A 26,179-nucleotide genomic window follows, 5' to 3' on the forward strand; every position below is an offset into this window, starting at 1 on the left:
CCCAGTAAAGGAGCAAAAGCCGAGCCAAAGGCTTTAAGTTATCAACAAATTGTGAAAAAACAGCCCTCATTTTTGAGTATCGGTGCCGGAAGGATTTGATTACTTCAAAAAGCATAAAAAAAGCGTTTTCAGTTACCCGAAAACGCTTCTTAATTGGCTGGTAGTTTATGAAATCTGTTAGGCCAACTCTTTCTTTTTACCATAGGCATCACTATGCACGTTTGCAACTGCACGACCAGATGGGTCGTTCATGTTTTTAAACGCCTCGTCCCACTCTAAGGCAATCTTGGTACTACAAGCCACTGAAGCTTCCTGAGGCACACTCCATGCTGCCGCATCACTCGGGAAGTGTTCTGCAAAAATGCTGCGGTAATAGTATTCCTCTTTGTTTGTTGGGGTCTGTATCGGGAACTTGTATTTCGCGTTAGCAAGCTGCTCATCGCTTATTTTTTCGTTCACCATTTCTTTTAAGGTATCAATCCAGCTGTAACCTACGCCATCTGAAAATTGTTCTTTCTGTCTCCAGGCTACACTTTCGGGAAGATACGATTCAAAGGCTTTACGCAACACCCATTTTTCCATACGCTCCCCGTTGATCATTTTATCCTGAGGGTTGATGTTCATCGCGACATCCATAAATTCTTTATCCAGGAATGGAACACGACCTTCTATACCCCATGCTGCCAGCGATTTGTTTGCACGCAGGCAGTCATACATATGCAGTTTGCTTAATTTACGCACGGTTTCCTCATGAAATTCCTGAGCGTTTGGCGCTTTGTGGAAATAAAGATATCCTCCAAAAACCTCATCTGCACCTTCACCCGAAAGTACCATTTTCACACCCATAGACTTGATGACACGGGCCATAAGGTACATTGGGGTTGAAGCACGAATCGTTGTGATATCGTAAGTCTCCAGGTTATAAATCACATCTCTGATGGCATCAAGACCTTCCTGGATGGTAAATTTGATCTCGTGGTGTACAGTGCCTATATGATCGGCTACTTTTTGAGCTGCAGCAAGATCTGGAGATCCCTCAAGACCTACAGAAAACGAGTGCAGACGTGGCCACCAGGCTCCATCCTGATCGTCACTTTCAATACGTTTTTCTGCGTATTTTTTAGCAACCGCAGAAGTGATCGAAGAGTCTAGCCCACCCGAAAGCAATACGCCATAAGGCACGTCAGACATCAACTGGCGGTGAACTGCTGCCTCAAGGGCGTCTCTTAATTTTTCGATGCTGGTTTCGTTTTCCTTAACGGCATCGTACTCCATCCAGTCGCGCTTGTACCATTGTTTAAGCTCGCCGTCACTGCTGTGCAGGTAATGACCCGGAGGAAATAACTGGATTTTTGTACAGGTCCCTTCCAAAGCTTTCAGTTCTGAAGCTACATAAAAAGTACCGTGCTGATCCCAGCCCATATAAAGTGGGATAATCCCCATATGATCGCGGGCTACAAAGTACTCGTCTTTAGCAGCATCGTATAATGAAAAAGCAAAGATTCCGTTTAACTTATCTAAAAACGCCGGACCTTCCTCCTGATACAAAGCTAAAATCACTTCACAGTCAGACTGCGTCTGAAAATCGTATTGCTTTTTAAGTTGTTTGCGTAATTCTTTATGATTATAGATCTCACCATTGGCGGCAAGAATAAGTTTTCCGTCAGGGCTTAACAAGGGTTGTTTTCCGGAAGCCGGGTCAACGATTGATAAACGCTCGTGAGCTAAGATGGCTTTCTCGTCGCTATACACTCCATTCCAGTCCGGACCACGATGACGTATTTTTTTTGACATTTCTAAAAGCTGCGGTCTTAAAACTTCAGCAGGCTGTTTCAATTCATAGGCACATACGATCCCACACATAATTGTAATTGTTTTAATTTGATGGTTCAAAGATGCTATTTACATATTAACTCACAAACAAAAAAGCGATATATGATTACAATTGATAACTTTTTTGAGTTTATTTAGGTAAATCTGGAACAAAAACAAGCACTCTTCCTGTTTTTAAATTACAAATGGGATTTTAAGACCCTATTAACTAAAGAAAAGTCAGTCCACATTGTACATTTGCACGAAAGTTGACATCCACTTCATAAACACTATCTAATGAACAATATAGTAAAGACCATAGCAATTGCATTTCTGCTTTTAAGCATAGATGTTCAGGCACAAAAATTCACAGATCCCGATAAAAGTCCGTTAGACATTGCGATGTACCGAGGCCAGGACAAGGCGCCCAGAGTACGTGTAATTTATAGCCGTCCTCAGAAAAAAGGCCGGGAGATTTTTGGCAAACTGGAGAAATACGGTGAAGTATGGCGTACCGGAGCTAATGAGTCTACCGAAATTAAATTCTACCGCGATATGATGGTTGGCGACTCGATGGTACCTGCAGGCACTTACACGTTGTTTACCATTCCGGGCAAAAAGGAATGGACTGTAATTTTAAATAAAGATCTGGATACCTGGGGAGCTTACGGCTACAAGAAAGAGCGCGATTTGTTGCGCTTTACTACTCCTGCACGTAAGACTGCCGCACCTATTGAATCGTTTTCCATTTCCTTTCAACCCACCGAAGCCGGTTCTGATATGTTTTTAGGCTGGGACGATACGTATATTCAGGTTCCGTTTGAGGAAGTTGAGGAATAGTCTCTTAATAAGAATTAAAAACTAATTATACAAAAAAGCCCCTTCTTTTGAAAGGGGCTTTTCTATGCTTTATACGTTCAGATTGAAAGCAGCAATTAGGGAATATTGAGGTACTTGTGCGTTTGCAGGCTTATTTTCCATTTAGGATTTGCCATCACATAATCTACGATAAGCGGAGTCATCTTTTCACGAACGCTCCATTCCGGCTGTAAATACAATTCGCAAGCCTCATTTACCTTAGCTGCGTGTTCTTCGGCGAAATCAAAATCAGACTTGTTGTAGATGATTACTTTCAGTTCGTTTGCCTCCTTATAAATGCGGGGCTTTGGCAGCATGCGTTTTTTAGGCGAAAGACAAATCCAATCCCAGGTTCCGGTAAGCTCATAGGCTCCTGAAGTTTCAATATGCACCTGCATCCCTTCGGCTTTAAGCAAACCTGTAAGGTGCTCCATATCCCACATCAAAGGTTCCCCCCCTGTTACTACAATGGTTTTGCTGTATTTTTTGGCATTGGCAACAATAGCAGCAGCTTCGGTAGGCGGGTGTATGGCCGCGTCCCAGCTTTCTTTCACATCACACCAATGGCAGCCCACGTCGCAGCCTCCCACACGTATAAAATAGGCGGCGGTACCGGTATGATGACCTTCGCCCTGAATGGTGTAAAACTCCTCCATCAACGGGAGTAATTCTCCCAGCTCTACTCTGCTTGCTGTTGCCTCTTTTGTCATAGGGCGCAAAGATACACCGCCTGAAATGCATGCCAAAGCGAAGTGTATTTTATTTGACTAAAACCCCTAATCGCAGAACGCTAAACCGAGGTAATTTTCCCCGCCCGCTTGTAATACCAATCTTATCCTTATTTTTAAACCAAAATCTAAGCGATGGATCAAACGGAAGCATTTAAAGAACACATCATTGCGGGCAACACCTTCAAGGGAGAGTCGATCCCGGTTGGAGCGGCTATGTTAAACGGGCAAACCATTACCGGTGCTCTGGTTAAAATTCCACTTAAAACTATGAACCGTCATGGGTTGATCGCCGGTGCTACCGGTACCGGAAAAACGAAAACCCTGCAAGTGCTGGCCGAAAACCTATCGGAAAAAGGAGTACCCGTATTGCTGATGGATATGAAAGGTGACTTAAGCGGAATTGCCAAAGCAAGCCCCGGACATCCAAAAATTGACGAGCGGCACGAAAAAATAGGCCTGCCCTATGAAGCCAAAGATTTCCCGGTAGAGCTCCTGACCCTTTCGGAACAAAATGGGGTGCGGCTTCGGGCGACGGTAAGTGAATTTGGTCCCGTGCTATTTTCACGTATTCTGGATGCTTCAGATGCTCAGGCGGGTATTATCGCCATCCTTTTTAAATATTGCGACGACAAGAGCTTACCCCTTTTGGATCTCAATGACTTTAAAAAAGTGTTGCAATACGCCACAGATGAAGGCGGCGAGGAGATTCAGGAGCTGTATGGTCGTATTTCAACCTCCTCGGCAGGTTCCATTTTGAGAAAAATTGTTCAGCTTGAACAGCAGGGAGCAGATGTCTTTTTTGGCGAAAAGTCTTTTGAAGTAAACGATCTGTTGCGTCTCGATGAAAACGGAAGAGGAAAAATCAACATCATTCGGCTTACCGATATTCAGGATCGCCCGAAGCTGTTTTCAACATTTATGCTGAGTTTACTCGCTGAAATTTACAGTACCTTTCCCGAGCAGGGCGATAGCGAGCAGCCCGAACTGGTCATCTTTATTGACGAAGCCCACCTCATTTTTCAGGAAGCTTCTAAAGCTTTACACAGTCAGATAGAAAGTATTGTAAAACTCATCCGGTCTAAAGGCGTAGGTTTGTATTTTGTAACTCAAAATCCTACCGATGTTCCCGATGGAGTATTAAGTCAGTTAGGTTTAAAGATTCAGCATGCCCTGCGCGCCTTTACCGCAAAAGACCGTAAAGCGATCAAGCTTACTGCCGAAAACTACCCCATTTCTGAATATTACGACACAACCGAAGTGCTCACGTCTCTGGGTACAGGAGAAGCTCTGGTTTCTGCACTTGATGAAAAAGGACGCCCCACACCTCTTGCGGCTACTATGATGCGTGCACCTATGTCGCGAATGGATATTTTGAGTCAGGCCGAAATTGACGATATCAACCGAAAATCAGCCTTAATACCTAAATACAATGACAGTATTGACCGCGAGAGCGCTTACGAAATCCTTAATGCCAAAATAAAAAAGGCGGAAACCGAGGAGGCTAAAGAAAAAGCCCGGGACGAGCGTGCAACAGTTAAACGCAGCAGCAGTCGTTCAAGTGGTAATACTACCGAAAAAGCCATTATTAAAGTACTCACCAGTGCCACTGTATTACGCGGTGTTCTGGGGATTTTAAACAAAATGATTAAATAAAACACATAGCTTATTTTATGAAAAAAATCCTTTTAGCCGGTCTATTTGCCGGTATGTTAGTTACTTCTTGCTCTAAAGAAAATCCGTTTCAGGTGACTGCGACTCAGGTGGGACCGTTGACTAAAGAAACTCCGGTAAGCGATCTGAAAACTGTTTTTGCAAATGACAGTGTGGTAGATCAAAACAGCGGACTCAGCGAAGAACTTAACATCAATGCTATTGAAATCTATGAAAAAGGTGGAAAACAGCTTTTGAGTCTTATGCCCGTTAAGGAAGGGGAGCCAAAAACCATAAGAACCGTTCAGATCTTTGACCCCAGATATACTACCGAGGCCGGTATTAACCTCAACTCTACCTTTAAAGACCTTACTGACGCTTACGAGATTTCGCGTATCGAAACGCTCATAAGCAGTGTGGTGGTTTTTGTAGATGACATCAACGCGTATTTCACCATTGATCGTAAAGAGCTTCAGGGCGAACTGCGTTTTGATATGGAAGCTAAAGTGACCGAAGCTGAAATACCCGATGCGGCAAAAATCAAATACTTTATGATAGGCTGGTAATATTCAGCCTTTTTAAAAATTAAAGCAGTGAGCACCTATTTCATTCAGAAAAAACCTTTTGTAGTACCTACTGATGACGGCAAGTACATTGGCGAACATTTTGGCAAAGCCAGCACGGGTCAGAGTGATCTGAGTATTGCCCATATGGTTGCCCCGCCACATTGGAGTGAACCTTTTCAAACTCCCGAGTTTGACGAGTACACCTTCATTATTAGTGGCCAGAAGCAGTTTGAGATAAACGGCGAGCAACTCACTCTACGGGCAGGAGAATCTATTCAGATTAAGGCCGAGACCCGGGTGCGTTACAGCAATCCTTTTGATGCGCCCTGCACCTATATTTCGGTATGTAAGTCTGCCTTCGATTTTGAAAAAGTAAATCGTGAAGCCGAATAATGATTAATCCAGTTTTATAATTTACTATCACGCAGTAATTTATAAATATGTATTAATTGTTGCTTAAAGGCTCGTTAATCTACATGAAGCTCTGCGCCTATTCCAGTACTTTAGCTCCATAACCAATATTTTAAAATTATGATCAAGATATTAGCAATCATCATGGTAATAGGTGGAGCGATCGCGCTAGTAGCCGGAGTGATGGGCATTTTTGGAAGTTTAAGCACAGGATTAAGCCCCTGGGCTCTCGCTATTTTGGGTGGTATATTTTTCCTTTCGGGGATCTCTCTGCTTAAATACCGAAAAGATACTGATGTAATTGAATCTGAAAGCAAGAAGTAACAACCTGCTTAATCGTATATTTGCCCTCCCAAACAGGAGGGCTTTTTTATGCAAAAACTTTTCAAAAAACTCTTAGTAGGATCTTTAGGATTTTATATTAATACGCTGGCTTACTTAAGTCCGCGTGCTTCTGCCAGAAAAGCCTTTCGCGTTTTTAGCAAACCCCGTCAGGGAAAAATAGGACCGCATCATCAGGATTTTTTAGACTCTAACCTGGAGCCCAAACTTGAAGTTACAGGGCTCTCCATTCAACCCTACAGGTGGAAAGGAACCGGAAAAACCATCGTGTTAGTACACGGCTGGGAAAGTCATTCGCATCGTTGGAAGGAAATGATTTTCAGACTCCAAAAAGAAAATTACAACATCATTGCCTTTGACGCACCCGCTCACGGGTATAGTGATGGCAAATATTTATATGTTCCTATCTACAGTAAGGTTCTTGATCAGGTTATTGCCATCTATCAACCGGCATTCCTGATAGGCCATTCAATGGGTGGTATGACCGTTTTGTATAATCAGGCGCAGGATTCAGGAACACGAATGGAGAAACTGGTCATCTTAGGCGCACCTGATAAACTGGAAAGCCTGGTCGATCAATACCGGGCTATTTTAGGTCTTAATCAGAAAGCCATTGATGCCCTGGAAGCGTTTTTCAAAAGACGCTTCAATTTTAAAACTAAAGATTTTTCGTCTTCCGCATTCGCGAAAAAAATACAGACTCCTACCCTGCTTATTCACGACAAGGAAGATACCATTACTCCTGCTTCAGGCTCCCGGGCGATTCATAAAGCACTGAAAAATTCAGAATATATTGAAACCGAAGGACTCAATCACAGCTTGTATGATCGTGAAGTCAATGAGAAAATAATAACTTTCCTATCTAAATAGAACAATTCTTATGCCCGGCGAAACACCTACACGTATCAACAAATACCTCAGCGAACTCGGATTCTGCTCACGCAGGGAAGCCGACAAGCTTATCGATGCCGGACGCATTACCATAAATGGCGCTGTACCCGAAATGGGCACAAAAGTTACGACAGCAGACGAGATTCGCGTAGACGGAAAACTGGTTGTGCAGGAGAAAGACAAACCGGTTTACCTTATTTTCAACAAACCGGTAGGGATTGTGTGCACCACAGACACGCGGGTTGAAAAGGACAACATCATAGATTTTATTAATTACCCCACCCGAATCTTTCCGGTTGGCCGGCTCGATAAAGCCAGTGAAGGTCTTATTTTCTTAACCAATGACGGGGATATCGTCAACAAAATTCTGCGTGCCCGTAACAATCACGATAAAGAGTATATCGTTGAAGTTGATAAACCGGTTACCGAATCGTTTGTAAAGCGAATGTCAGACGGCCTGCCCATACTCGATACCATCACCCGTAAATGCGAGGTAGAGCAACTGGGGAAAAACCGGTTTAAGATTGTCCTCACTCAGGGACTTAACCGTCAGATACGCCGTATGTGCGAGTATCTCGGCTACGAGGTAACCCGCCTTAAACGCGTGCGTATAATGAATATTCATCTGGATGTTGCAGTGGGCAAATACCGGCAATTTACCCCGGCCGAACTTGCTGAACTCAACAGGCTTCTGGAAGGCAGTTCTAAAACCTATCTTGATCAGCAGGGTGAAGCTTCGGCACAGAAGGGCTTTATCCCTTCCGGACCCAGAAGGCGCAGAAAGGAGTAGTGATTTACTTCAGTTTATAAACCTGTGTTAATCCTATCCTGCAACTCGTAAATTCCCACTAATTTTAAAGAAATCACTTTAGAATTATGGAGTATGGCAGATGAGAGACCTTCCGTTAAAAATGAAGACCAGTATGAGGCGCTAAGAGAGCAGGGTTATAGCAAAGAAAAGTCTGCTCGTATTGCCAACACCCCAAACGCGGGTAAAAAAGGAGGCAAAGCCAAAGACTACGAGGACCGAACCAAAGAAGAACTATACAAACAAGCTCAGGAAGTAGGCATTGAAGGCCGCTCGAAGATGAGCAAAAGCGAACTTATCGAAGCGCTGCGCAATAACTAAAACAACCAAAAACACCTACCAATGCCCGCACCTTTTCACCTGGCTATTCCTGTTGATGATGTACAGAAAGCCCGAATTTTCTATAGAGACACCTTAGAACTAACCGAAGGTCGCAGCAGCGATCACTGGGTTGATTTTGATTTCTTTGGTCATCAGCTGGTGATTCATTACAAACCCAAAAGCGCTCAGGATGACGTACATCACAATTCGGTTGACGGCAAGGAAGTCCCCGTACCGCACTTTGGCGTGGTGCTGCCCTGGGATGATTTTCATCAGTTTGCAGAAAAGCTGAAACAAAAAAATATTGAGTTTGTAATTGAACCCTACATTCGATTTGAAGGTTTACCCGGAGAACAGGCTACCTTGTTCTTTTATGATCCCTGCGGAAACACTCTGGAATTTAAGAGCTTTAAAGACATCTCTCAACTTTTCGCCAAATGAACAGACTTAAACCCGAACTGGTAAGGCAACTTTTTTTAATACTGCTCATTTTATTTCTTTCGGTATTAATTATTGAAGAAATGACCCCGTATTTATCGGGAGTTTTAGGTGCCATTACCTTGTATGTTCTTTTGACCAATACTGTAGAACGACTTATCAAAAGAGGCTGGAAAGCGGGCTATGCTGCCGGTTTGGCTATGCTGGGCTCATTTGTGGTGATATTAGTACCCATCGGTTTAACCGTGATGATGCTTACTAATAAAATAGGGAAAGCGGTAAACAATTCAGAACGCGTTATTGAGGTCATTAAAGATCAAATAGGGGTCTGGGAGGCAGATTTGGGCTTCAAAGTGAGCGAATCTATTGACACCAACTCTATAACCAGCTGGGTATCCACCAACTTACAAAATCTGGCGGGCGGTACCTTTAATGTGTTTATCGCAGTGGGCATCATGTATTTCATTCTCTATTATATGCTGGTCAATCGTGAAAAACTGCACGAATATTTATATGCATTTATTCCGCTAGGGAAGGAAAACATAATGCGCATAGGAGAAGAAAGCCGGGCCATGGTAAAAAGCAATGCTTTGGGCATTCCGCTTGTAGCCTTGGCTCAGGGAATTGTAGCGCTGATTGGCTTTTTTATATTCGGAGTACCTGATCCTTTTTTCTGGTTTGTTATTACGGCGATAGGAAGTATGATTCCCTTTGTAGGCACCTTGCTGGGTATTGTCCCGGTTGTAATTTTATTGGTTGCCAGCGGCAATAATCTGCAAGCTTTGGGGATTGGCATCTATGGGCTGGTCGTTGTAGGCTCTACAGACAATCTGATACGCCTTTATGTTTTAGAGCGCCTGGCTAATGTACATCCACTGGTAACATTAATAGGGGTAATCGTAGGGGTTCCTCTTTTTGGATTTATCGGGTTAATCTTTGGACCGTTACTCATTAGCCTGTTTTTGCTGATTGTGAAAATTTACAAGCAGGAATACGGAGATCCCGATACCTTACTCGAACAACACCAGGAAGAGCATGTTTCAGAAAATACCACAGACTGAATTTCCACCAAAAGATAAACCGGTACTTATCTGGGACGGTAAGTGCGGGTTTTGCAAGTACTGGGTAACCCGTTGGCAAAGGATGACGAGAGATTCCATCGAATACCGAACCTTTCAGCAGGCTGCAGCAGATTTTCCTGACATTCCTTTAAAAGAATTTAAAAAAGCAAGTCGTCTTATTGAAACGGACGGCTCTGTTTATGCCGGCCCTGACTCCGCTTACCGTAGTTATGATTATTCTTCCAAAAAAGAGTATCCCTATCATCGCTGGTACACACAAAATGTGACATTTAGAAAGCTTAGCGATCACGGTTATAATTTTATAGCGAAGCACAGACCGGCAATGTTTAAATTGACCAAAATGATGTTTGGCAGCGATCCTTTAAAGTTCAGACCCTATTGGCTTATGTATATTCTGGGTATAATTGGGCTCTTTTTTGTGGTTTTTCAATAAATTGCCTATTCATTTTAATTCATGCTGAAAATTTCAGCCTAAAATTTAAGAGATCTTTATGGCAATACTGGGCGTTGATGTAGGAGGTTCAGGCATCAAAGGGGTACCTGTTAATTTAACTAAAGAAGAATATCTGGGAGAGCGTTTCCGGCTTGACACGCCCGTTCCACGCGAACCCAAAGCAATGGTTGAGACTATTGCACAAGTGGTAAAACACTGGGACTGGAAAGGTCCTGTAGGTGTGGGTTTCCCTACCGTTATCCACAAAGGAAAAGCATTAGAACACGGAAATCTCGACAAATCCTGGCTGGGTGTTCAGGTTGATGATATGATCTCACAACGTATAGGTCTCCCCGTAAATGTGATGAATGATGCAGATGCGGCAGGCCTTGCCGAAATGGAATTTGGCGTGGGAAAAGGCGTAAAAGGTCTTGTTGTTGTCGTCACTATTGGAACCGGTATAGGCAGTGGCGTGTTTTTTAACGGCGAACTCATACCAAACTTTGAATTGGGACAAATGCGCTACAAGAAAAAGACAAGTATTGAAGAATACGCCTCAAGACGTGTGCGTCTCGACAATGATATGAGTTTTAAAAAATGGGGTAAACGCTTCAACCAGTTTATACAGATGTTAAGTACCATGTCTCAGCCCGAATTGATTATCATAGGCGGGGGTGCCAGTAAAAACCTGGATGAGTATATCAAATACCTTAAAACCGATATTCCCATTATGGCTGCGCATACGCGCAATCATGCGGGTATCATAGGAGCTGCGCTGGGAGCACGGCATCTTTTAAAATAAAACACTAAAAAAGAGGCTCTAGAGCCTCTTTTTTAGTTCAAGTAATCATCAACTTAGTTTTTATTGTGACGTGCTCTTGCCAGTAAGGTATTCTTCAACAGCATCGCGATTGTCATAGGTCCTACTCCACCGGGTACCGGTGTGATAAAATCTGCCTTTTTACTTACCGCCTCATAATCTACGTCACCGGTAATGCGGTAACCGCGTTCTTTGGTCGTATCGGGCACACGGGTGATCCCAACGTCAATTATGGTGACATTATCCTTAACCATATCAGCCTTTAAAAATTCGGGCACCCCTAAAGCAGTAATGATGATATCGGCCTGTTTGGTAAGCTCTTCCAGATTTTTTGTGCGGCTGTGCGCCAGGGTTACGGTGCTGTTTCCGGGATTTCCTTTTTGAGACATTAAAATACTCATAGGGCGACCTACAATATGGCTGCGGCCAATAACAACGGTGTGTTTACCTTCGGTAGGAACTTCATAACGCTTGAGCAATTCCATAATACCAAAAGGTGTTGCAGGAATGAAAACCGGCATATCCTGAGCCATCTTACCAAAGTTTGTAGGGTGAAAACCGTCTACATCTTTATCGGCATCAACAGCAAGAAGCACTTTCTGCTCATCAATATGTTTTGGTAACGGAAGCTGAACGATATAGCCGTCAATTTCAGTATCTGCATTGAGTTTTTTAATCTGATCAAGCAATTCTTCTTCAGTAGTTTCTTCCGGAAGACGGATGAGGGTAGATTCAAAACCAATACGCTCACAGGCTTTCACCTTGCTGCCCACGTAGGTTAGACTAGCTCCGTCATTTCCTACCAAAACAGCTGCGAGATGCGGAACCTTTTCGCCCCGGTCTTTCATCGCTTTTACTTCTTCAGCAATCTCGTTTTTAATATCGTCGCTGGTTTTTTTTCCGTCTAGTATTGTCATTTTTTATTCAGTTGGCAGTATCAGTTGGCAGTTTTCATTTACAGCCAAACTTTCCTGGATTATTAATCATATAGTTTATGAGTTTCCCTATTTCCTTACTCTTTTCAAGTCTAGAATTATAATATTCTTCAGATATGTATTCACAAGCAAAAGCAAAGCGTAACCAAGTCTGTGTTTCACCGTTTTCTGCATCACAATCAGTCAATTTGCTTATAAAATGTCTTTCATACTTTCGCTTTCTTTATGCTTCAGACATATTTGCGCACACCGACCTAGAGCATCTTCTAATTTGATCAGTTAAGGAATAGCATTCCTCTTTTGGAAAAGATTTAGAAACCTCAAAGATTTCCATCGCCAGATCAAAAGCTTTTTGATAAGCAATTAAATCTTCAACACCCATAATCAAAAAATTAATTCCTGCTTACTGAAACTGCAAACTATAAACTCTAGACTATCTCATATTATTCATCATCTGCATCATCTTGGCCCCACCGCCGCCTTGCATCATTTTCATCATTTTGCTCATTTGATCAAACTGCTTGAGCAATTGATTTACTTCCTGAACCGATGTACCACTACCTTTACTGATGCGTTTTTTACGACTGCTGTTGATAATAGACGGCTGCGTACGCTCATCCGGCGTCATACTGTGAATGATGGCTTCGATACCTTTAAAAGCATCGTCATCAATATCAAGACCTTTAAGCGCTTTGCCGGCACCGGGAATCATCCCGATCAGGTCTTTCATATTACCCATTTTTTTGATCTGCTGTATTTGCTTCAGGAAATCATCAAAACCAAATTGATTTTTGGCGATTTTCTTCTGCAGCTTTCGGGCTTCTTCTTCATCAAACTGTTCCTGAGCACGCTCAACAAGGGACACCACATCTCCCATTCCGAGAATTCGGTCTGCCATACGGGAAGGATAGAACACATCAATCGCTTCCATCTTTTCACCGGTACCGATGAATTTGATAGGCTTGTCAACTACCGTTTTAATAGAAAGAGCGGCACCACCGCGGGTATCACCATCTAATTTGGTAAGAATTACCCCGTCAAAATTAAGAACGTCATTAAACGCTTTTGCGGTGTTTACAGCATCCTGACCGGTCATCGAGTCAACCACAAAAAGGGTTTCCTGAGGCTGAATTGCCTTATGGATAGCAGCAATCTCGTTCATCATCACCTGGTCTACCGCCAGACGACCCGCGGTATCAATAATCACCACATTAAAGCCATTGGCTTTGGCGTGAGCAATTGCCGCTTCCGAAATTTTTACCGGATCCTTTTCTTCCTTATTGGAGAAAACCTCAACCCCTATCTGATCTCCTACTACGTGAAGCTGATCTATAGCCGCAGGACGATACACGTCACAGGCAACCAAAAGTGGCTTTTTAGTTTTTTTGTTTTTTAAGTAATTGGCCAGTTTACCGGAGAACGTGGTTTTACCACTACCCTGCAAACCGGACATGAGGATTACTGAAGGATTGCCCGAAAGATTGATGCCCTCTGCATCCCCTCCCATGAGTTCGGTTAACTCATCCTTTACGAGTTTGGTCATTAACTGACCCGGTTTCAGGGCGGTAAGTACATCCTGTCCCAGCGCTTTTTCTTTTACCGTGCTGGTAAAATCTTTAGCGATTTTATAGTTAACATCTGCATCTACAAGGGCGCGACGTATTTCTTTAAGGGTTTCGGCAACATTGACTTCCGTTATCTGACCGTGCCCCTTAAGCACGTGCATCGCCTTATCTAACTTATCACTTAAATTATCAAACATAGAGTGTATCCTAAATATCCTCCTGACTTGCAGAAGGCATCGTGTTGAACTTCAAAAACACAACTGCGGGCAACTGTGTGGTTTTCCACTTTGTGGAAGGGTTGCAAATTTAATGATTTTAGGTCTGAGTTTAAAGATTTACTCCCGTTCTATTTGCTCAATTACAAAAACGTGCGGAAAGGTGATTGCAGCTAGAAATGAAAATAAAACCGGAAGGAACAGCGAGTCTTCACCACCTATAAAATAATAGATCAAAAGCAAACCAAAAAGCGCAGCAAGCCAGTAAAACAGGGAGTTGATTAAATACTTACGCAATGATCCTGATGAAACATCCCCATATAGAAAAGTGATTTGATCGTAAAGCGAAGGCAAACTGTGCCAAATCACAAAGTAAAAGGCAAATCCCAGAATAAGGGGAGCTATGCTGAAAATGAGTCCAAAAACCAAAAGGTAAAAGGCTTCCAAAACAAAATTACCGCTAAACTTTTGATAACCCACGACGCTCAAAATGACGAGCAGGCCCAGATTCACGAACAAAAAGGGGGCGAAGAATGCTGTTGGTAATTGAAACCCGGTTAAGTCGTATACGACCTCAGCAACTTCAGGTTGATTAAAATAAAAGAGCATCGCAAATATGGAAAGGCCGTACACAGTAGCATAACCCGTAAAAAAAATGGACTGTTTTTTTAATTTTCCAGACCAGTGCTGCTCTCCAAAGTGGTAGGCACTTATACCCACAAAAAATATTAAAGTAACTAAGGGTATCAGGTAAAAACAAATCGCGCCCAGAAGCACTACCGCAATGTAAAGCAACAGATACTGCTGTTTACTCATTTTAAGCCTCAGGCCTTCCTTCAAATTAAGCAATAACCTGATGTCATTTGAGCCGTGTAAAATGCCGATGGTAAGAATTAAAATAAGGGCAAGAATATTTTCTCCCGAAGTTGAAAGAAATGACGTGAGCCACAGGGCAAAGAAGGTCAAAACTATCATTATTGCTTTCATACGAGTAAATTCTTACTATTTTTTCAAAAAATAACTTTAATTTTTGTTAAATACACAATCAGTTTGTTTAACTATTTCTAAATTTAGTTAAACAAAAAACATATTGCTATGAAAACATTTACTTTGGCTCTCGCCGAAATTTCAAAAATGGCAGCAGACGATTACGTAGGCTTCACATTTTTCGTAGGGAGTATGGCTATGATGGCCGCGTCTGCATTTTTCTTTTTATCAATGAATGACTTTGAGCGTAAATGGAAAACTTCCATTTTAGTTTCTGGTCTTATTACCTTTATTGCCGCAGTGCACTATTTCTATATGCGCGGGTACTGGGAAAGCTTCGGTGAATCCCCTACGTTTTTCCGTTATGTTGACTGGGTACTTACCGTGCCGCTGATGTGCGTTGAATTTTACCTCATTTTACGGGTTGCAGGAGCAAAACGCTCTTTGATGTGGAGATTAATTATCCTCTCGGTAATTATGCTGGTTACCGGTTACATTGGTGAAACCATCAATCGTGATCAGGCCTGGTTATGGGGCTTAATCTCTGGTATTGCATATTTCATTATCGTTTACGACATCTGGCTAGGTAAAGCTAAAAAACTGGCTACGAGTGCCGGTGGTAACGTGCTTAAAGCACATAAAGCCCTATGCTGGTTTGTTCTCGTAGGATGGGCAATTTATCCGCTTGGTTATATGGCAGGTACTCCGGGATGGTATGACGGTATATTTAATGGCTTAAGTATGGATGTTATTTACAACATTGGTGACGCCATAAACAAAATAGGTTTTGGTCTTGTTGTTTACAATTTGGCTGTAACCTCTACGGGTAGCAAGAAAGTTGCTGCATAATACTTTTTAATTAGCGTTAAAGAGAAATGGTTTCCAAATTGGAAACCATTTTTTTTGCTTCTACTTCATTCATTTTACACCAATCTCAATAAAAAAACCCCGCTAATCACGGGGTTTCAGTATACGTACAACCTACTATCTACGATTTTAAAAGTGTCAGTTTTAAAGCAGCATTTGTTGTGCTTTGTAACTCGATTCGGGTTGCAGTTTGAGATACCACTTCGTAAGTACCTTCAAGTACGCTGAAAATAGTACTGCCTTCAAATTCGATCTCCACAAAGACTTCGGTCTCCGATTCAAAATCATATTCACCTTCTACATCCTGAACGATTCCGGTGGCTGCATTTCTCACGATGATCTCCCCGTCATTGGCAAACTCAAAAGTATAATCTGCAAGGAATGCCATTGTAGTCAATGTAGACTCAATTCTAAAGTTTGCATCGGCCATTAAATCTTCCAGTTCATCTTCCAAATCATCTGCAAGATCTTCTGCCTCATCCTCTGCGTCATCTTCTGCCTCACAGCTTTCCAATTCCTGAGCAAGTTGCGCATCAGAAGTTATGGTTATGGTACCTGAACTTGCTGATGTAGCCGTAATAGGATAGTCTATACTAAAGAACTGATTGTCCTCAAGATCATCAATAAAATGGTACATCTCACGCTTTCCGGTAATTACCACGCTTCCGGTTTGCTGTGCACTGGCGTCAAAAGTCAATAAAGTAACCGGATAATTAATGTCGAGACATTTAATGATGTCATCACGTGAATCATCGGCATCATCGCAGGCATCTTTTAATGCTTCAAACTCATCTTCATTATTGATGGTTACTACCGTGTAGTTACTCAATTGCATTTGGATAGGAAATTTAAATTCTACAAAATCATCATCTCCTTTAATGCTTCCAAAAATATCCACAACAAGCGAAAGCATAGCTTCATTGGTTAAGGTATATTCCTGCCCATTGATTTCTGCTACCACGGGATAAACGACAGACGCGCAACTTATTCCGTCTAAAATATCGTCATCAGAACCATCTGAAGCGGAACTGCGCACCAGCAAGTCTGCCGTTTTGCTGCTGGCACTATTGGTACTTTCGCCCTCATTGATTAATTCACTTTCTTCAGTCTGACAGGAAGTAAATGTAAAAGCTGCCAAAACAGCTATGCTCAAAATTGATTTTAGTTTTTTCATTTTATTAAATTTAAAATTGCGATTTGGTTTTAATTCGTTTTCGTGAATAAGACAACCCAACGTAATTTTACCCTACCCCAAATAAGCAAAAATTTTATTTTTAACTAAATTTAACAATACCAAACCCCTACAAACCCCTTGAAAAACAGCGACTCAGAAAATTTATGTAAGGAGCCCACTTATAAAGCTTTTTACACCTCCTATGCACAGGGCGCTAAAAACTTTGCCCTTTATAAGTGCGGAGATGAGGCACAGGCGCTTGATCTCACGCAGGAGGCTTTCGTAAAAATATGGCAAAATTGTGCAGATATCGATTTAAGCAAAGCGAAAACCTACCTGTTTACCACCATAAACAACCTTTTCCTAAATGCAGTGAAGCATCAGAAAGTGATGCTCAACTTTGAAAAAAACAACACTAAGGAAGACCGGTCTTTTCAGGATCCGGAATATATCTTGGAAGAAAAAGAATTTAAAGCACAATTAAGTCGCGCCATTGCAAATTTAACCGAAGCTCAACGCGAAGTTTTTTTAATGAACCGTGTAGACGGCAAAAAATACCGCGAGATCGCCGAAACTCTAGATCTCTCTGTCAAAGCCGTAGAAAAGCGTATGAGCCAAGCGCTGGCCAGCCTTCGTGAACAAATTCCAAATATTTAACAAATTAAGGGTAGGGTAAAACGGTATTCAGTTGTCTTACAGATGCCCACAAGCAAGAATAATGAAAAACGAAAAGCTCATATTAAAATGGTTAAACGGTGACTTAACGCCCGAAGAGCTGGAAGCATTCAAGAAAACCGAAGATTACAAGGCTTATGCTAAAATTGCCGACTTTTCAAAGGAGCTCAAACCCGAACTTCTGGATACCGAGCAAACCTATCAGGATCTTGAGAAGCGCCTGCGATCGGTGAAAAAAGAGCCTAAAGTTATTAAACCAAACTTTGGGTGGGTGCGCTATGCCGCCGCGGCAGTGATAGCTGTGCTAATCTCTACCTGGTTCTTTTTGGGCTCTAACGGAATTGACACGAAAACCGGCTTTGGCGAGATTGCTCAAACCCAACTGCCCGATGACTCTGAAGTCATCCTAAACGCAGGCAGTTCCTTAACTATAGACGAAAAAAACTGGGACAGCGGAAACCGAAAAGTAAACCTGAATGGCGAAGCTTTTTTTAAGGTCACCAAAGGCAAAAAATTCACCGTTCACACCTCAGCGGGTGATGTGCAGGTGTTGGGGACGCAATTCAATGTAAAAGAACGCGATTCCTACTTTGAAGTACACTGTTATGAAGGAAGGGTTAGCGTTACCCGGGCGACAGACAGCCTTATTTTAGAACCGGGAGAACGCTATCGCTTTTTAGATGGTACAGGTGAAAAAATCATTGGTCTTACCGATGCTAAACCGGCCTGGTTAGACAAAGAAAGCCTTTTTGATGCCGTACCGCTTGAGCTGGTTTTTGACGAAATGCAACGCCAATTTGATATTAAAATCGAAGCTTCAGCAGTAGACACCAGACAACTTTATTCAGGAGGTTTCAGCAATTCAGACCTGCAACTGGCGCTTCAATCGGTTTGCATCCCGCTCAACCTCAGCTACGAGATTAAAGATGCTGTGGTAAAAATTTCGCCCGATGCTCCTTAAAATCTACATCACTGCGATCGTACTTTTCGGTTTTCTGAGTCTGAAAGCTCAGGAACAAATAGCAGTCATTCCATTTCTAAATACACTGGAATCGCAGTTTGACGTAAAATTTGCTTACAAAACAGAAGATTTGGAGCACCTGAAAATACGATCTGCTACTTTTGAAAATCTGACACTTGCTTTAAAATATATACAGGAAGAAAGTCCGCTTGAGGTTGAAAAACTAAGTGATCGCTATATTGCACTTACACTAAAAACCGGGACCCTTAGCTTTTGCGCTATCCTGAAAGATGCTACAAACTTTTCGGCTTTAGCCGGGGCTGAAATACGCGTAACAGGCACCAATCAAGGTAGTATTTCGGGCTCTAAGGGCCAATTTCAACTTCGTGATATAGCTCCGGGTGCAGAGCTCGAAATCAGCTATCTGGGCTATGAACGCTTAATTGTAAAAGCCGCTGATTTGATTTCGCAGGGCGGAAACTGTAAAGAACTCTATCTCAAACCGCAGGATTTTAAGCTTCCTGAAATTGTAGTCTCCCGTTTTTTAACCCGTGGTTTGCAAAAAAGCGTAGACGACCGGTTTATTATAAACAGTGAGCAATTTGGTATACTTCCGGGGCTGGTAGATCCCGATATTTTACAAACCATTCAGGTGCTTCCGGGAGTGGAAAGTATTGACGAAAGCATCAACAACATCAACGTACGTGGTGGTACTCAGGACGAAAACCTGATGTTGTGGGATGATATCGTAATGTATCATTCCGGTCACTTTTTTGGACTTATCTCGGCTTATAATCCCAATCTCACCAAAAAAGTTTCGGTGATAAAAAACGGAACCCCTTCTGAGTACGGCGGCGGAGTGAGCAGCACCATACGCATGAATACCGAAAATGAAATCGGAACCAAAATAAGCGGCGGTGTAGGTCTTAACGGATTAAGCGCAGATGCCTTCATACAAATCCCCTTTGGTAAAGCTGTTGCCCTTCAACTTTCCGGCAGACATTCTATCGCAGACCAATTGCAAACGCCCACCTATCAGGCGTATTTTAAACGCAGTTTTCAGGATTCGGAGATTGAAGACGAAAACAACACCTCCTTAGATGATGGTGCCCAATCTGATTTTAAATTCTACGACTATACCGCAAAACTTTTGGTCGACTTAAATGAAAATCACAAAGCACGGGTTAGTTTTATACAAATCAGCAACGAACTTTTTTACGCAGAACAGAATGCGGCAGCAGCAAATGTTACCAAAACCAGCAATCTCGATCAGCAAAATATCGCCATCGGCGGAAACTTAACCTCAACCTGGTCTGCAAACTATTCCACGTTTGTAAATGCCTATTTGACCAAATATAATATTGATTCCCGCGAATTTTTTACCGACTCAGAGCAGGAATTACTGCAGGAAAATGAAGTGCTGGAAACCGGGATTAAACTGAAAGGTATTCAGCAGATTGGCAAAAATCTGGAATGGCTGCACGGCTATCAATTTACCGAAACCGGCATTCGCAACGGTACTCGCGTGAGCAATCCGTTATTTTCCCAACGTCAAAAAGACGTGGTTCGCAGCCACAGCGCCTTTACCGATCTTACGTATAAATCCTCAAAAACCTTTTTAAGAGCGGGCCTGAGAGCTTCTTACTTTGAAAAGTTTGAAAAACTGAGACTCGAGCCCCGGCTTAACGCCAGGCAAAAACTGGGAGCCTATGTTGCCCTCAAGGCCCAGGGAGAGTTTAAATACCAGACCGCAACTCAAATAATCGATTTTGAAGAAGATTTTCTGGGTGTTGAAAACCGCAGGTGGATTTTGGCTAACGACAACGACATTCCGCTGATACGCAGCAAGCAATTTTCGGGTGGAATGGAATTTAAAAAGAATGGCTGGCTGCTTGACTTAAGTGGTTTTTACAAAAATGTAGCGGGTATAACGGCTTCCAACCAGGGTTTTCAAAACCAGTTTCAGTTTATAAAAACCTCAGGCTCCTATGAAGTTAAAGGACTTGAATTTATTTTGAATAAAACCGAAAAAGATTACAGCGTTTACCTCACCTATACCTTTTCAACCAATGATTATCAATTCGAAAGTCTAGTTCCCGATCAATTCCCAAATAATACCGATTTGAGACACTCGCTCAATCTCGCCGGTAACTATTCGATCTTAAAGAATCTGGATATTGCGCTGGGCACTACCTACCATACCGGCAGACCCTACACGGTTCCTATTGCAGGTGAAGAAACCATCTCTTCGGGTAACGGGCGCATTGTAAACTACGCCTCGCCCAATGCTGAAAATCTGGATGATTTTTTACGCGTAGATGCCTCTGTAAATTACAGTTTTGAGGCCGGCCCCATTCAGGGTAAAGTTACCCTGGGCGCCTTGAACGTGCTCAATGCCGAAAATCCCATTCAGCAATACTATATCGTGAATCCGGAAAATACTACGAGAGCGCTCGCCATTCGGAACAATTCACTGGGTTTTACGCCAAATGCTTCGCTGCGAATCAATTTCTAATTACATCCTCTCGGGCACATCAATCCCCAGTAAACCAAAAGCAGATTCAATGACCTCTGCTACTTTTTTAGATAAGGCTACGCGGAAACTTTTCTCTGCATCGGTATCTGCTCCCAAAATAGAAATCTGCTGGTAGAATGAGTTAAATTCCTTCACCAGATCGTAGGTATAGTTGGCAATCAGCGCCGGACTGTGATTTTCTGCTGCAAGCTGAACCGTTTCCGGATACAAGGCCATTTGCTTGATGAGTTCTTTTTCTTTGGGCTGAAGATGTTTATAAGTAAGCGTTTCCGGCACCTTAAGTTCTTCAGCCTTTCTCAAGATAGACTGAATTCGCGCGTAGGTATATTGAATAAACGGCCCCGTATTCCCTTGAAAGTCTACAGATTCTTCCGGGTTGAACAAAATGCGTTTTTTAGGATCTACTTTTAAGATGTAATACTTTAACGCCCCCAGACCGATGGTTTTGTAGAGCTCCTGCTTTTCTGCATCGCTGTAGCCATCGAGTTTACCCAGTTCCTCTGCGATTTTTCCGGCGGTTTCTGCCATTTCTGAAACCAGATCATCGGCATCAACCACAGTACCTTCGCGGCTTTTCATTTTTCCGCTAGGTAAATCTACCATCCCATAGCTTAGGTGATACAGATTCTCGGCCCAGTCATAGCCCAGTTTTTTCAGTATTAAAAACAGGACTTTAAAGTGATAATCCTGCTCATTCCCCACGGTATAAAGCATTCCGCCTACATCAGGATGATCTTTTACCCGCTGAATGGCAGTACCAATATCCTGAGTCATATACACGGCAGTACCATCACTGCGTAAGACCAGCTTTTCATCAAGACCATCTTCGGTTAAATCACACCAAACCGAACCGTCTTCCTTTTTATAAAACACGCCTTTTTTAAGGCCCTCTTCAATATTGTCTTTCCCGAGTAAATAGGTATTGCTTTCGTAGTAATAGCTGTCAAAATCAACACCCAGGTTTTTATAGGTTTCTTCAAAACCTTCATAGACCCAGCCGTTCATTTTTTTCCAAAGCGCGACCACTTCAGCGTCGCCTGCCTCCCACTTACGCAGCATATCCTGAGCCTCGAGAATGAGTGGCGCTTCTTTTTCGGCTTCCTCTTTGGTTTTACCCTGAGCAACTAAATAGGATTGTTCCTCTTTATAGGCTTTATCAAACTTCACGTAGTAATTACCCACGAGCTTATCGCCCTTAAGTCCGGTTGAATCCGGCGTCTCGCCATCACCAAATTTCTGCCAGGCCAGCATACTTTTACAGATATGAATACCCCGGTCGTTGATGATTTGGGTTTTGTAAACTTTTTTGCCGGAAGCCTTTAAAATTTCGGCAACCGAATAACCTAACAAGTTATTGCGAATATGGCCCAGGTGAAGCGGTTTATTAGTATTAGGCGAAGAATACTCGACCATCACAGCCTTACCTTCAGGGGCTTTATGACCAAAGTTTTTTTCAGAACGAATGCCTTCGAAGAAATCCAGATAATACCCATCTGCAACCACCAGATTGAGAAAGCCTTTAACCACATTAAAATCAGAAATTTCGGCAAGATGTTCTTTTACATAAGACCCTATCTGTTCTCCAATTACCGCAGGATTGCCTTTGGCCACCCGCAAAATGGGAAACACCACCACGGTAAGATCGCCTTCAAAATCCTTACGGGTAGGCTGAATTTCAACGGTTTCCAATTCGGCTTTAAAGAGATGCTGTACCGCGTCTTTAACGGCTTGAGTAAGCTTTTCTGATAAATTCATGAGTCGTATTTCTGAAGCCGCAAAGATACGTAAACTAGCTTGGGAGAAGACCTCAAGCCTAAAAATTGATGCTAATTTTATCCCGTGGGAATCTTAAAATCCTTTAAGGCCTGACTTAGAATTGAAAATGCCATTCTCAAACCTAAATCTCAAAGACCTCTGTGACCGGTCTGATAGCTGTCTGTTTTAGTTTAATGCCGTATCTTTAAAAGAAAAAATGCTTTTAAACGTTTCGTACAACAATCCCGAGGTCAAGCGAAAAATAAATGAGGCCGTAGGGCCGGCATTTACCTTACGCGAACGCATTAAAATGCGGGGCATCGGCTCTTCAAAACTGTTTATTACCACCACCAGTATTGAGATTCACAACTTACTGGTTCTGGACAGTTATGTAAATACCTGCAATATCGAGATGCGACCCAACGGTATCATTGTGGGTTTTCGCTCGTTACTGGAATCTTTCGCATTGATTATCCCTTATTATAAGCTCAATTTATACAAAGGCAAGGCCGAAGAATACAGCATTTACAAGGACCAGTATTTTATAAAAATCCGGGCGAAAGCAAAAGACAAAGCCACACATAATTTTATGAAGAAGATTCTTGATTACAAGGCTGCGCATTTGCCTCTGGGACCGGAAGATTTGTAGTTACTTTCTCTTCAGGAAACTGGCAACCAGGGCAAGCACTCCAAGACCGATTAACAGCAGAGATTCTGTGGTAAGACCTTCTTTGGCAGATACTTCTAGCGGACCAAATCGACCACTTTTTGAGGAATAAAAGCCTCATACAGGCCCAAAGCGATCAAAACAAGACCTACCACCACTGTAATTGTGCGCATGGTTAAATTCATAATCAATAAGATTTAAAGTTATCATAAGATACTACTTTGGGCGGTTTACAACTCTAAAAAAGCCTGTTTAAATGTGTATCTTTATTAAAAAGCCATTATGAAAATACTGCTTACCGGAGCTAACGGTTACATCGGGATGCGCCTGTTACCACTTTTACTGGAAGCAGGACATCAGATTGTATGTGCGGTTCGTGATAAAAACCGCCTTTCTGTAAATGCAAAAACCCGCGAACAAATTGAGATCGTGGAGATCGATTTTTTAGACGATCCGGAGCCGGGCAAACTCCCGAAAGATTTAGACGCGGCCTATTATCTCATACATTCGATGACCTCCTCTACTTCTGATTTTGATGAAAAAGAGGAACGTTCTGCCCGTAATTTCAACACCTATCTTGAAGCGACAGATTGCAAACAGGTGGTGTATTTAAGCGGAATTGTCAATGAAGAAAACCTGAGTAAACACCTGCAGTCCCGCAAACGCGTGGAGGATGTACTCTATCAGGGAAATTTTAATCTAACCGTTTTGAGGGCGGCAATTATTGTAGGTTCGGGCAGTTCGTCTTTTGAGATTATACGGGATTTGTGTGAAAAACTACCTATAATGATCACGCCCAAATGGGTGAAGACCCGTTGCCAACCCATCGCCATACGCAATGTCTTGCAATACCTCACCGGGGTGCTGGGTCATGAAAAATGCTACAACGAGTCTTTTGACATTGGTGGTCCAGATATCCTGTCTTACAAACAAATGATGCTGCTTTACGCGCGGGTGCGAAAACTTTCCCTTACCATCATAGATGTGCCGGTCATGAGCCCAAAGATTTCATCCTACTGGCTGTACTTTGTGACCTCAACCAGTTATAAACTCGCGCTCAATTTGGTAGACAGTATGCGGGTTGAAGTGATATCTAAAGACACCCGTCTTCAGGAGTTGCTCAAAATCAAACCCATCAATTACGTTGATGCGATTAAGTTAGCTTTTGAAAAAATAGAACAAAATCAGGTGGTCTCCAGCTGGAAAGATTCGATGGTAAGTGGGCGTTTTAGGAAAGACCTCAGCCATTATGTGAAGGTGCCCGAATTTGGTTGCTTAAAAGACCGGCAAAGCATCAGGCTTGAAAATCCGGAGCAGGCTCTTGAGAATATTTGGTCTATTGGCGGAAACCGCGGCTGGTACTATGCTGATTTCCTTTGGAAAATACGCGGCTTTATAGATAAAGTCGCTGGTGGCGTGGGCTTAAGACGTGGCCGCACGCACAGCAATGAGATTTATGAAGGCGACTCTCTTGATTTCTGGAGGGTTTTACTAGCAGATAAAGAAGAGCGCCGCCTTTTGCTTTTTGCCGAAATGCGCGTACCCGGTGAAGCCTGGCTAGATTGGGAAATTGACGAGGATAATGTACTGCACCAAACCGCCACCTTTAGACCGAAGGGTTTATGGGGAAGGTTATACTGGTTTAGTATGTTACCGTTTCACTACTTTATTTTCAGCGGCATGATACGCAATATTGCGAGCTACCAGCAAAAAAAATAAATACGCCAGGCCTCTAGAATGCTTATGCTCTAGGCAGGAATACTTCAGCCATCATGCAACGGGCGCTTCCGCCGCCACAGGTTTCTATGGTGTGTAAATCACTGCTTATTATTTGACAATATTTAGTAATCTGTGCGATTTGTTGTGCATTGAGTGAGTTGTGAGCACTTGCACTCATAACCAGAAACTTTTCGCCCTGATCATTTCTAACCTGAAGCATATTACCTGCAAACTGGTGCATTTGCTCCTCTGAGATGGCGATGATCTCTTTACCCGATTTTTTAAGCTGATCAATAACAAGCTTACGCTCTTTTTTATCGTCAATCGTGTCCAGGCAAATAACGCAGAATTCTTCTGCAACACACATCATCACATTGGTGTGGTAAATAGGAAGGCGTTTGCCGTCTACACTTTGATAGGCATTAAAAACTACGGGGAAGTACTCAAAATCCTCACAGAATTCTATGAAGAGTTCCTCGTCTGCGCGTGCCGAAAGTGCACAATAAGCCAGTTCGTTTTGCCGGTCCAGGACAATACTTCCGGTGCCTTCCAGAAAAATCCCTTCTTCTTCAGCTTCGGTATAATCTACAACGCTCTTAATCTTAAAACCAGATTCTTCAAGCAGTTCAAAAAACTCTTCGCGACGTTCTTTTCTGCGATTTTCGGCATACATCGGGTAGATAGCCACATTGCCGTTTTCGTGCGTGCTCACCCAGTTATTGGGAAAGATAGAGTCTGGTGTGTCGAGCTCTTTTTGATCCTGTAAAACCAAAACTTCAATGCCGTGGCTTCTTAGTTTATTTACAAAGGCATCAAATTCCTGCTGGGCTTTGGCATTGATTTCCTCATTATTTATCGAAAGTTTTTCCTGAAAATAATTATTCACCGCTGTTTGTTCGTTCATTCTAAACGCTGCGGGACGCACCATCAACAAGGTGCCGGTTATTTGTTTATTCATAG

At 42.6% G+C, this 26,179-nt stretch carries 26 protein-coding genes and 1 pseudogene; 18 read left to right on the forward strand and 9 right to left on the reverse strand.

Going from position 1 to position 26,179, the window contains the following annotated elements; translation table 11 throughout:
• Positions 1-177 precede the first annotated feature (177 nt).
• The gene (gene asnB, locus ACSSS3_RS03420; RefSeq protein ID WP_442847392.1) at positions 178-1,863 is read right to left on the reverse strand and encodes an asparagine synthase B; all 1,686 of its coding nucleotides are present in this window, start codon (positions 1,861-1,863) and stop codon (positions 178-180) included.
• A 246-nt stretch (positions 1,864-2,109) separates the two neighbouring features.
• Here asnB and ACSSS3_RS03425 point away from each other — a divergent pair, with 246 nt between their 5' ends.
• Positions 2,110-2,652, forward strand: coding sequence for a DUF2911 domain-containing protein (locus ACSSS3_RS03425; protein WP_442846457.1), 543 nt, complete (start codon positions 2,110-2,112; stop codon positions 2,650-2,652).
• Between the two features lie 95 nt (positions 2,653-2,747).
• Here the strand turns inward: ACSSS3_RS03425 and ACSSS3_RS03430 are convergent, their stop codons facing one another.
• Positions 2,748-3,380, reverse strand: a complete 633-nt coding sequence (locus ACSSS3_RS03430) for a 7-carboxy-7-deazaguanine synthase QueE (RefSeq protein WP_228229545.1) — start codon at positions 3,378-3,380, stop codon at positions 2,748-2,750.
• A 153-nt stretch (positions 3,381-3,533) separates the two neighbouring features.
• On the opposite strand from ACSSS3_RS03430, the gene ACSSS3_RS03435 reads away from it, so the two are divergent.
• The 11 genes from ACSSS3_RS03435 (at position 3,534) to ppgK (ending at position 11,145) form a co-directional block, all read left to right on the forward strand.
• Entirely contained in the window at positions 3,534-5,054 is a 1,521-nt protein-coding gene (locus ACSSS3_RS03435) for a helicase HerA-like domain-containing protein (protein WP_442846458.1), read from the forward strand.
• 17 nt (positions 5,055-5,071) lie between these two features.
• Positions 5,072-5,617: a hypothetical protein gene (locus tag ACSSS3_RS03440; protein ID WP_228229547.1), complete on the forward strand. Its 546-nt coding sequence runs from the start codon at positions 5,072-5,074 to the stop codon at positions 5,615-5,617.
• 27 nt (positions 5,618-5,644) lie between these two features.
• Positions 5,645-6,010 (forward strand): cupin domain-containing protein, encoded by a 366-nt coding sequence (locus tag ACSSS3_RS03445; RefSeq protein ID WP_442846459.1) that lies wholly within the window; start codon positions 5,645-5,647, stop codon positions 6,008-6,010.
• A gap of 138 nt (positions 6,011-6,148) precedes the next feature.
• Positions 6,149-6,352, forward strand: coding sequence for a hypothetical protein (locus ACSSS3_RS03450; RefSeq protein ID WP_228229549.1), 204 nt, complete (start codon positions 6,149-6,151; stop codon positions 6,350-6,352).
• A gap of 48 nt (positions 6,353-6,400) precedes the next feature.
• Positions 6,401-7,240 (forward strand): alpha/beta fold hydrolase, encoded by an 840-nt coding sequence (locus ACSSS3_RS03455; RefSeq protein ID WP_442846460.1) that lies wholly within the window; start codon positions 6,401-6,403, stop codon positions 7,238-7,240.
• A 10-nt stretch (positions 7,241-7,250) separates the two neighbouring features.
• Complete coding sequence (gene rluF / locus ACSSS3_RS03460) at positions 7,251-8,051, forward strand: 23S rRNA pseudouridine(2604) synthase RluF (RefSeq protein ID WP_442846461.1); 801 nt, start codon at positions 7,251-7,253, stop codon at positions 8,049-8,051.
• Between the two features lie 93 nt (positions 8,052-8,144).
• Entirely contained in the window at positions 8,145-8,390 is a 246-nt protein-coding gene (locus tag ACSSS3_RS03465; protein ID WP_228229552.1) for a DUF7218 family protein, read from the forward strand.
• A 21-nt stretch (positions 8,391-8,411) separates the two neighbouring features.
• Complete coding sequence (locus ACSSS3_RS03470; protein ID WP_442846462.1) at positions 8,412-8,831, forward strand: VOC family protein; 420 nt, start codon at positions 8,412-8,414, stop codon at positions 8,829-8,831.
• Positions 8,828-9,889, forward strand: coding sequence for an AI-2E family transporter (locus ACSSS3_RS03475; RefSeq protein ID WP_442846463.1), 1,062 nt, complete (start codon positions 8,828-8,830; stop codon positions 9,887-9,889). The genes ACSSS3_RS03470 and ACSSS3_RS03475 overlap by 4 nt, the downstream gene beginning before the upstream one ends.
• Complete coding sequence (locus ACSSS3_RS03480; protein ID WP_442846464.1) at positions 9,864-10,343, forward strand: thiol-disulfide oxidoreductase DCC family protein; 480 nt, start codon at positions 9,864-9,866, stop codon at positions 10,341-10,343. The genes ACSSS3_RS03475 and ACSSS3_RS03480 overlap by 26 nt, the downstream gene beginning before the upstream one ends.
• A 58-nt stretch (positions 10,344-10,401) precedes the next feature.
• Positions 10,402-11,145, forward strand: a complete 744-nt coding sequence (gene ppgK, locus ACSSS3_RS03485; protein ID WP_442846465.1) for a polyphosphate--glucose phosphotransferase — start codon at positions 10,402-10,404, stop codon at positions 11,143-11,145.
• 53 nt (positions 11,146-11,198) lie between these two features.
• Here ppgK and ACSSS3_RS03490 read toward each other — a convergent pair whose 3' ends face one another.
• The 4 genes and pseudogenes from ACSSS3_RS03490 to ACSSS3_RS03505 form a co-directional block, all read right to left on the reverse strand.
• On the reverse strand, positions 11,199-12,080 hold the full coding sequence (locus tag ACSSS3_RS03490) for a bifunctional 5,10-methylenetetrahydrofolate dehydrogenase/5,10-methenyltetrahydrofolate cyclohydrolase (RefSeq protein WP_442846466.1): 882 nt from the start codon (positions 12,078-12,080) through the stop codon (positions 11,199-11,201).
• 34 nt (positions 12,081-12,114) lie between these two features.
• Positions 12,115-12,480 (reverse strand): annotated as a pseudogene (locus ACSSS3_RS03495) (four helix bundle protein).
• Between the two features lie 51 nt (positions 12,481-12,531).
• Positions 12,532-13,860: a signal recognition particle protein gene (gene ffh / locus ACSSS3_RS03500; RefSeq protein ID WP_442846467.1), complete on the reverse strand. Its 1,329-nt coding sequence runs from the start codon at positions 13,858-13,860 to the stop codon at positions 12,532-12,534.
• Positions 13,861-13,998: 138 nt separating this feature from the next.
• Positions 13,999-14,865 carry a Brp/Blh family beta-carotene 15,15'-dioxygenase gene (locus ACSSS3_RS03505; protein WP_442846468.1) on the reverse strand — a complete coding sequence of 289 codons (867 nt, stop codon included), beginning with the start codon at positions 14,863-14,865 and terminating at the stop codon, positions 13,999-14,001.
• A 108-nt stretch (positions 14,866-14,973) separates the two neighbouring features.
• On the opposite strand from ACSSS3_RS03505, the gene ACSSS3_RS03510 reads away from it, so the two are divergent.
• The gene (locus tag ACSSS3_RS03510) at positions 14,974-15,714 is read left to right on the forward strand and encodes a bacteriorhodopsin-like (RefSeq protein WP_228229562.1); all 741 of its coding nucleotides are present in this window, start codon (positions 14,974-14,976) and stop codon (positions 15,712-15,714) included.
• A 139-nt stretch (positions 15,715-15,853) separates the two neighbouring features.
• Here the strand turns inward: ACSSS3_RS03510 and ACSSS3_RS03515 are convergent, their stop codons facing one another.
• Positions 15,854-16,906, reverse strand: a complete 1,053-nt coding sequence (locus ACSSS3_RS03515) for a hypothetical protein (protein ID WP_442846469.1) — start codon at positions 16,904-16,906, stop codon at positions 15,854-15,856.
• A 138-nt stretch (positions 16,907-17,044) separates the two neighbouring features.
• Here ACSSS3_RS03515 and ACSSS3_RS03520 point away from each other — a divergent pair, with 138 nt between their 5' ends.
• The 3 genes from ACSSS3_RS03520 to ACSSS3_RS03530 all read left to right on the forward strand — a co-directional run bounded on the left by ACSSS3_RS03520 (position 17,045) and on the right by ACSSS3_RS03530 (position 21,057).
• A complete protein-coding gene (locus tag ACSSS3_RS03520) occupies positions 17,045-17,563 on the forward strand; it encodes an RNA polymerase sigma factor (RefSeq protein WP_442846470.1) in 519 nt (172 codons plus the stop codon).
• A 61-nt stretch (positions 17,564-17,624) separates the two neighbouring features.
• A complete protein-coding gene (locus ACSSS3_RS03525; protein ID WP_442846471.1) occupies positions 17,625-18,542 on the forward strand; it encodes a FecR family protein in 918 nt (305 codons plus the stop codon).
• Entirely contained in the window at positions 18,532-21,057 is a 2,526-nt protein-coding gene (locus ACSSS3_RS03530; RefSeq protein WP_442846472.1) for a TonB-dependent receptor, read from the forward strand. The genes ACSSS3_RS03525 and ACSSS3_RS03530 overlap by 11 nt, the downstream gene beginning before the upstream one ends.
• Here the strand turns inward: ACSSS3_RS03530 and argS are convergent, their stop codons facing one another.
• Positions 21,058-22,833: an arginine--tRNA ligase gene (gene argS / locus ACSSS3_RS03535; RefSeq protein ID WP_442846473.1), complete on the reverse strand. Its 1,776-nt coding sequence runs from the start codon at positions 22,831-22,833 to the stop codon at positions 21,058-21,060.
• Positions 22,834-23,050: 217 nt separating this feature from the next.
• On the opposite strand from argS, the gene ACSSS3_RS03540 reads away from it, so the two are divergent.
• Positions 23,051-23,482 (forward strand): hypothetical protein, encoded by a 432-nt coding sequence (locus ACSSS3_RS03540; RefSeq protein ID WP_228229568.1) that lies wholly within the window; start codon positions 23,051-23,053, stop codon positions 23,480-23,482.
• Between the two features lie 300 nt (positions 23,483-23,782).
• Positions 23,783-25,219, forward strand: a complete 1,437-nt coding sequence (locus ACSSS3_RS03545) for an SDR family oxidoreductase (RefSeq protein ID WP_442846474.1) — start codon at positions 23,783-23,785, stop codon at positions 25,217-25,219.
• A gap of 22 nt (positions 25,220-25,241) precedes the next feature.
• On the opposite strand, the gene ctlX is transcribed toward ACSSS3_RS03545, so the two are convergent.
• Positions 25,242-26,177, reverse strand: a complete 936-nt coding sequence (gene ctlX / locus ACSSS3_RS03550; RefSeq protein ID WP_442846475.1) for a citrulline utilization hydrolase CtlX — start codon at positions 26,175-26,177, stop codon at positions 25,242-25,244.
• Positions 26,178-26,179 lie beyond the last annotated feature (2 nt).

The sequence above is a fragment of the Leeuwenhoekiella sp. H156 genome, from assembly GCF_052218455.1.
Lineage (GTDB): Bacteria > Bacteroidota > Bacteroidia > Flavobacteriales > Flavobacteriaceae > Leeuwenhoekiella > Leeuwenhoekiella parthenopeia.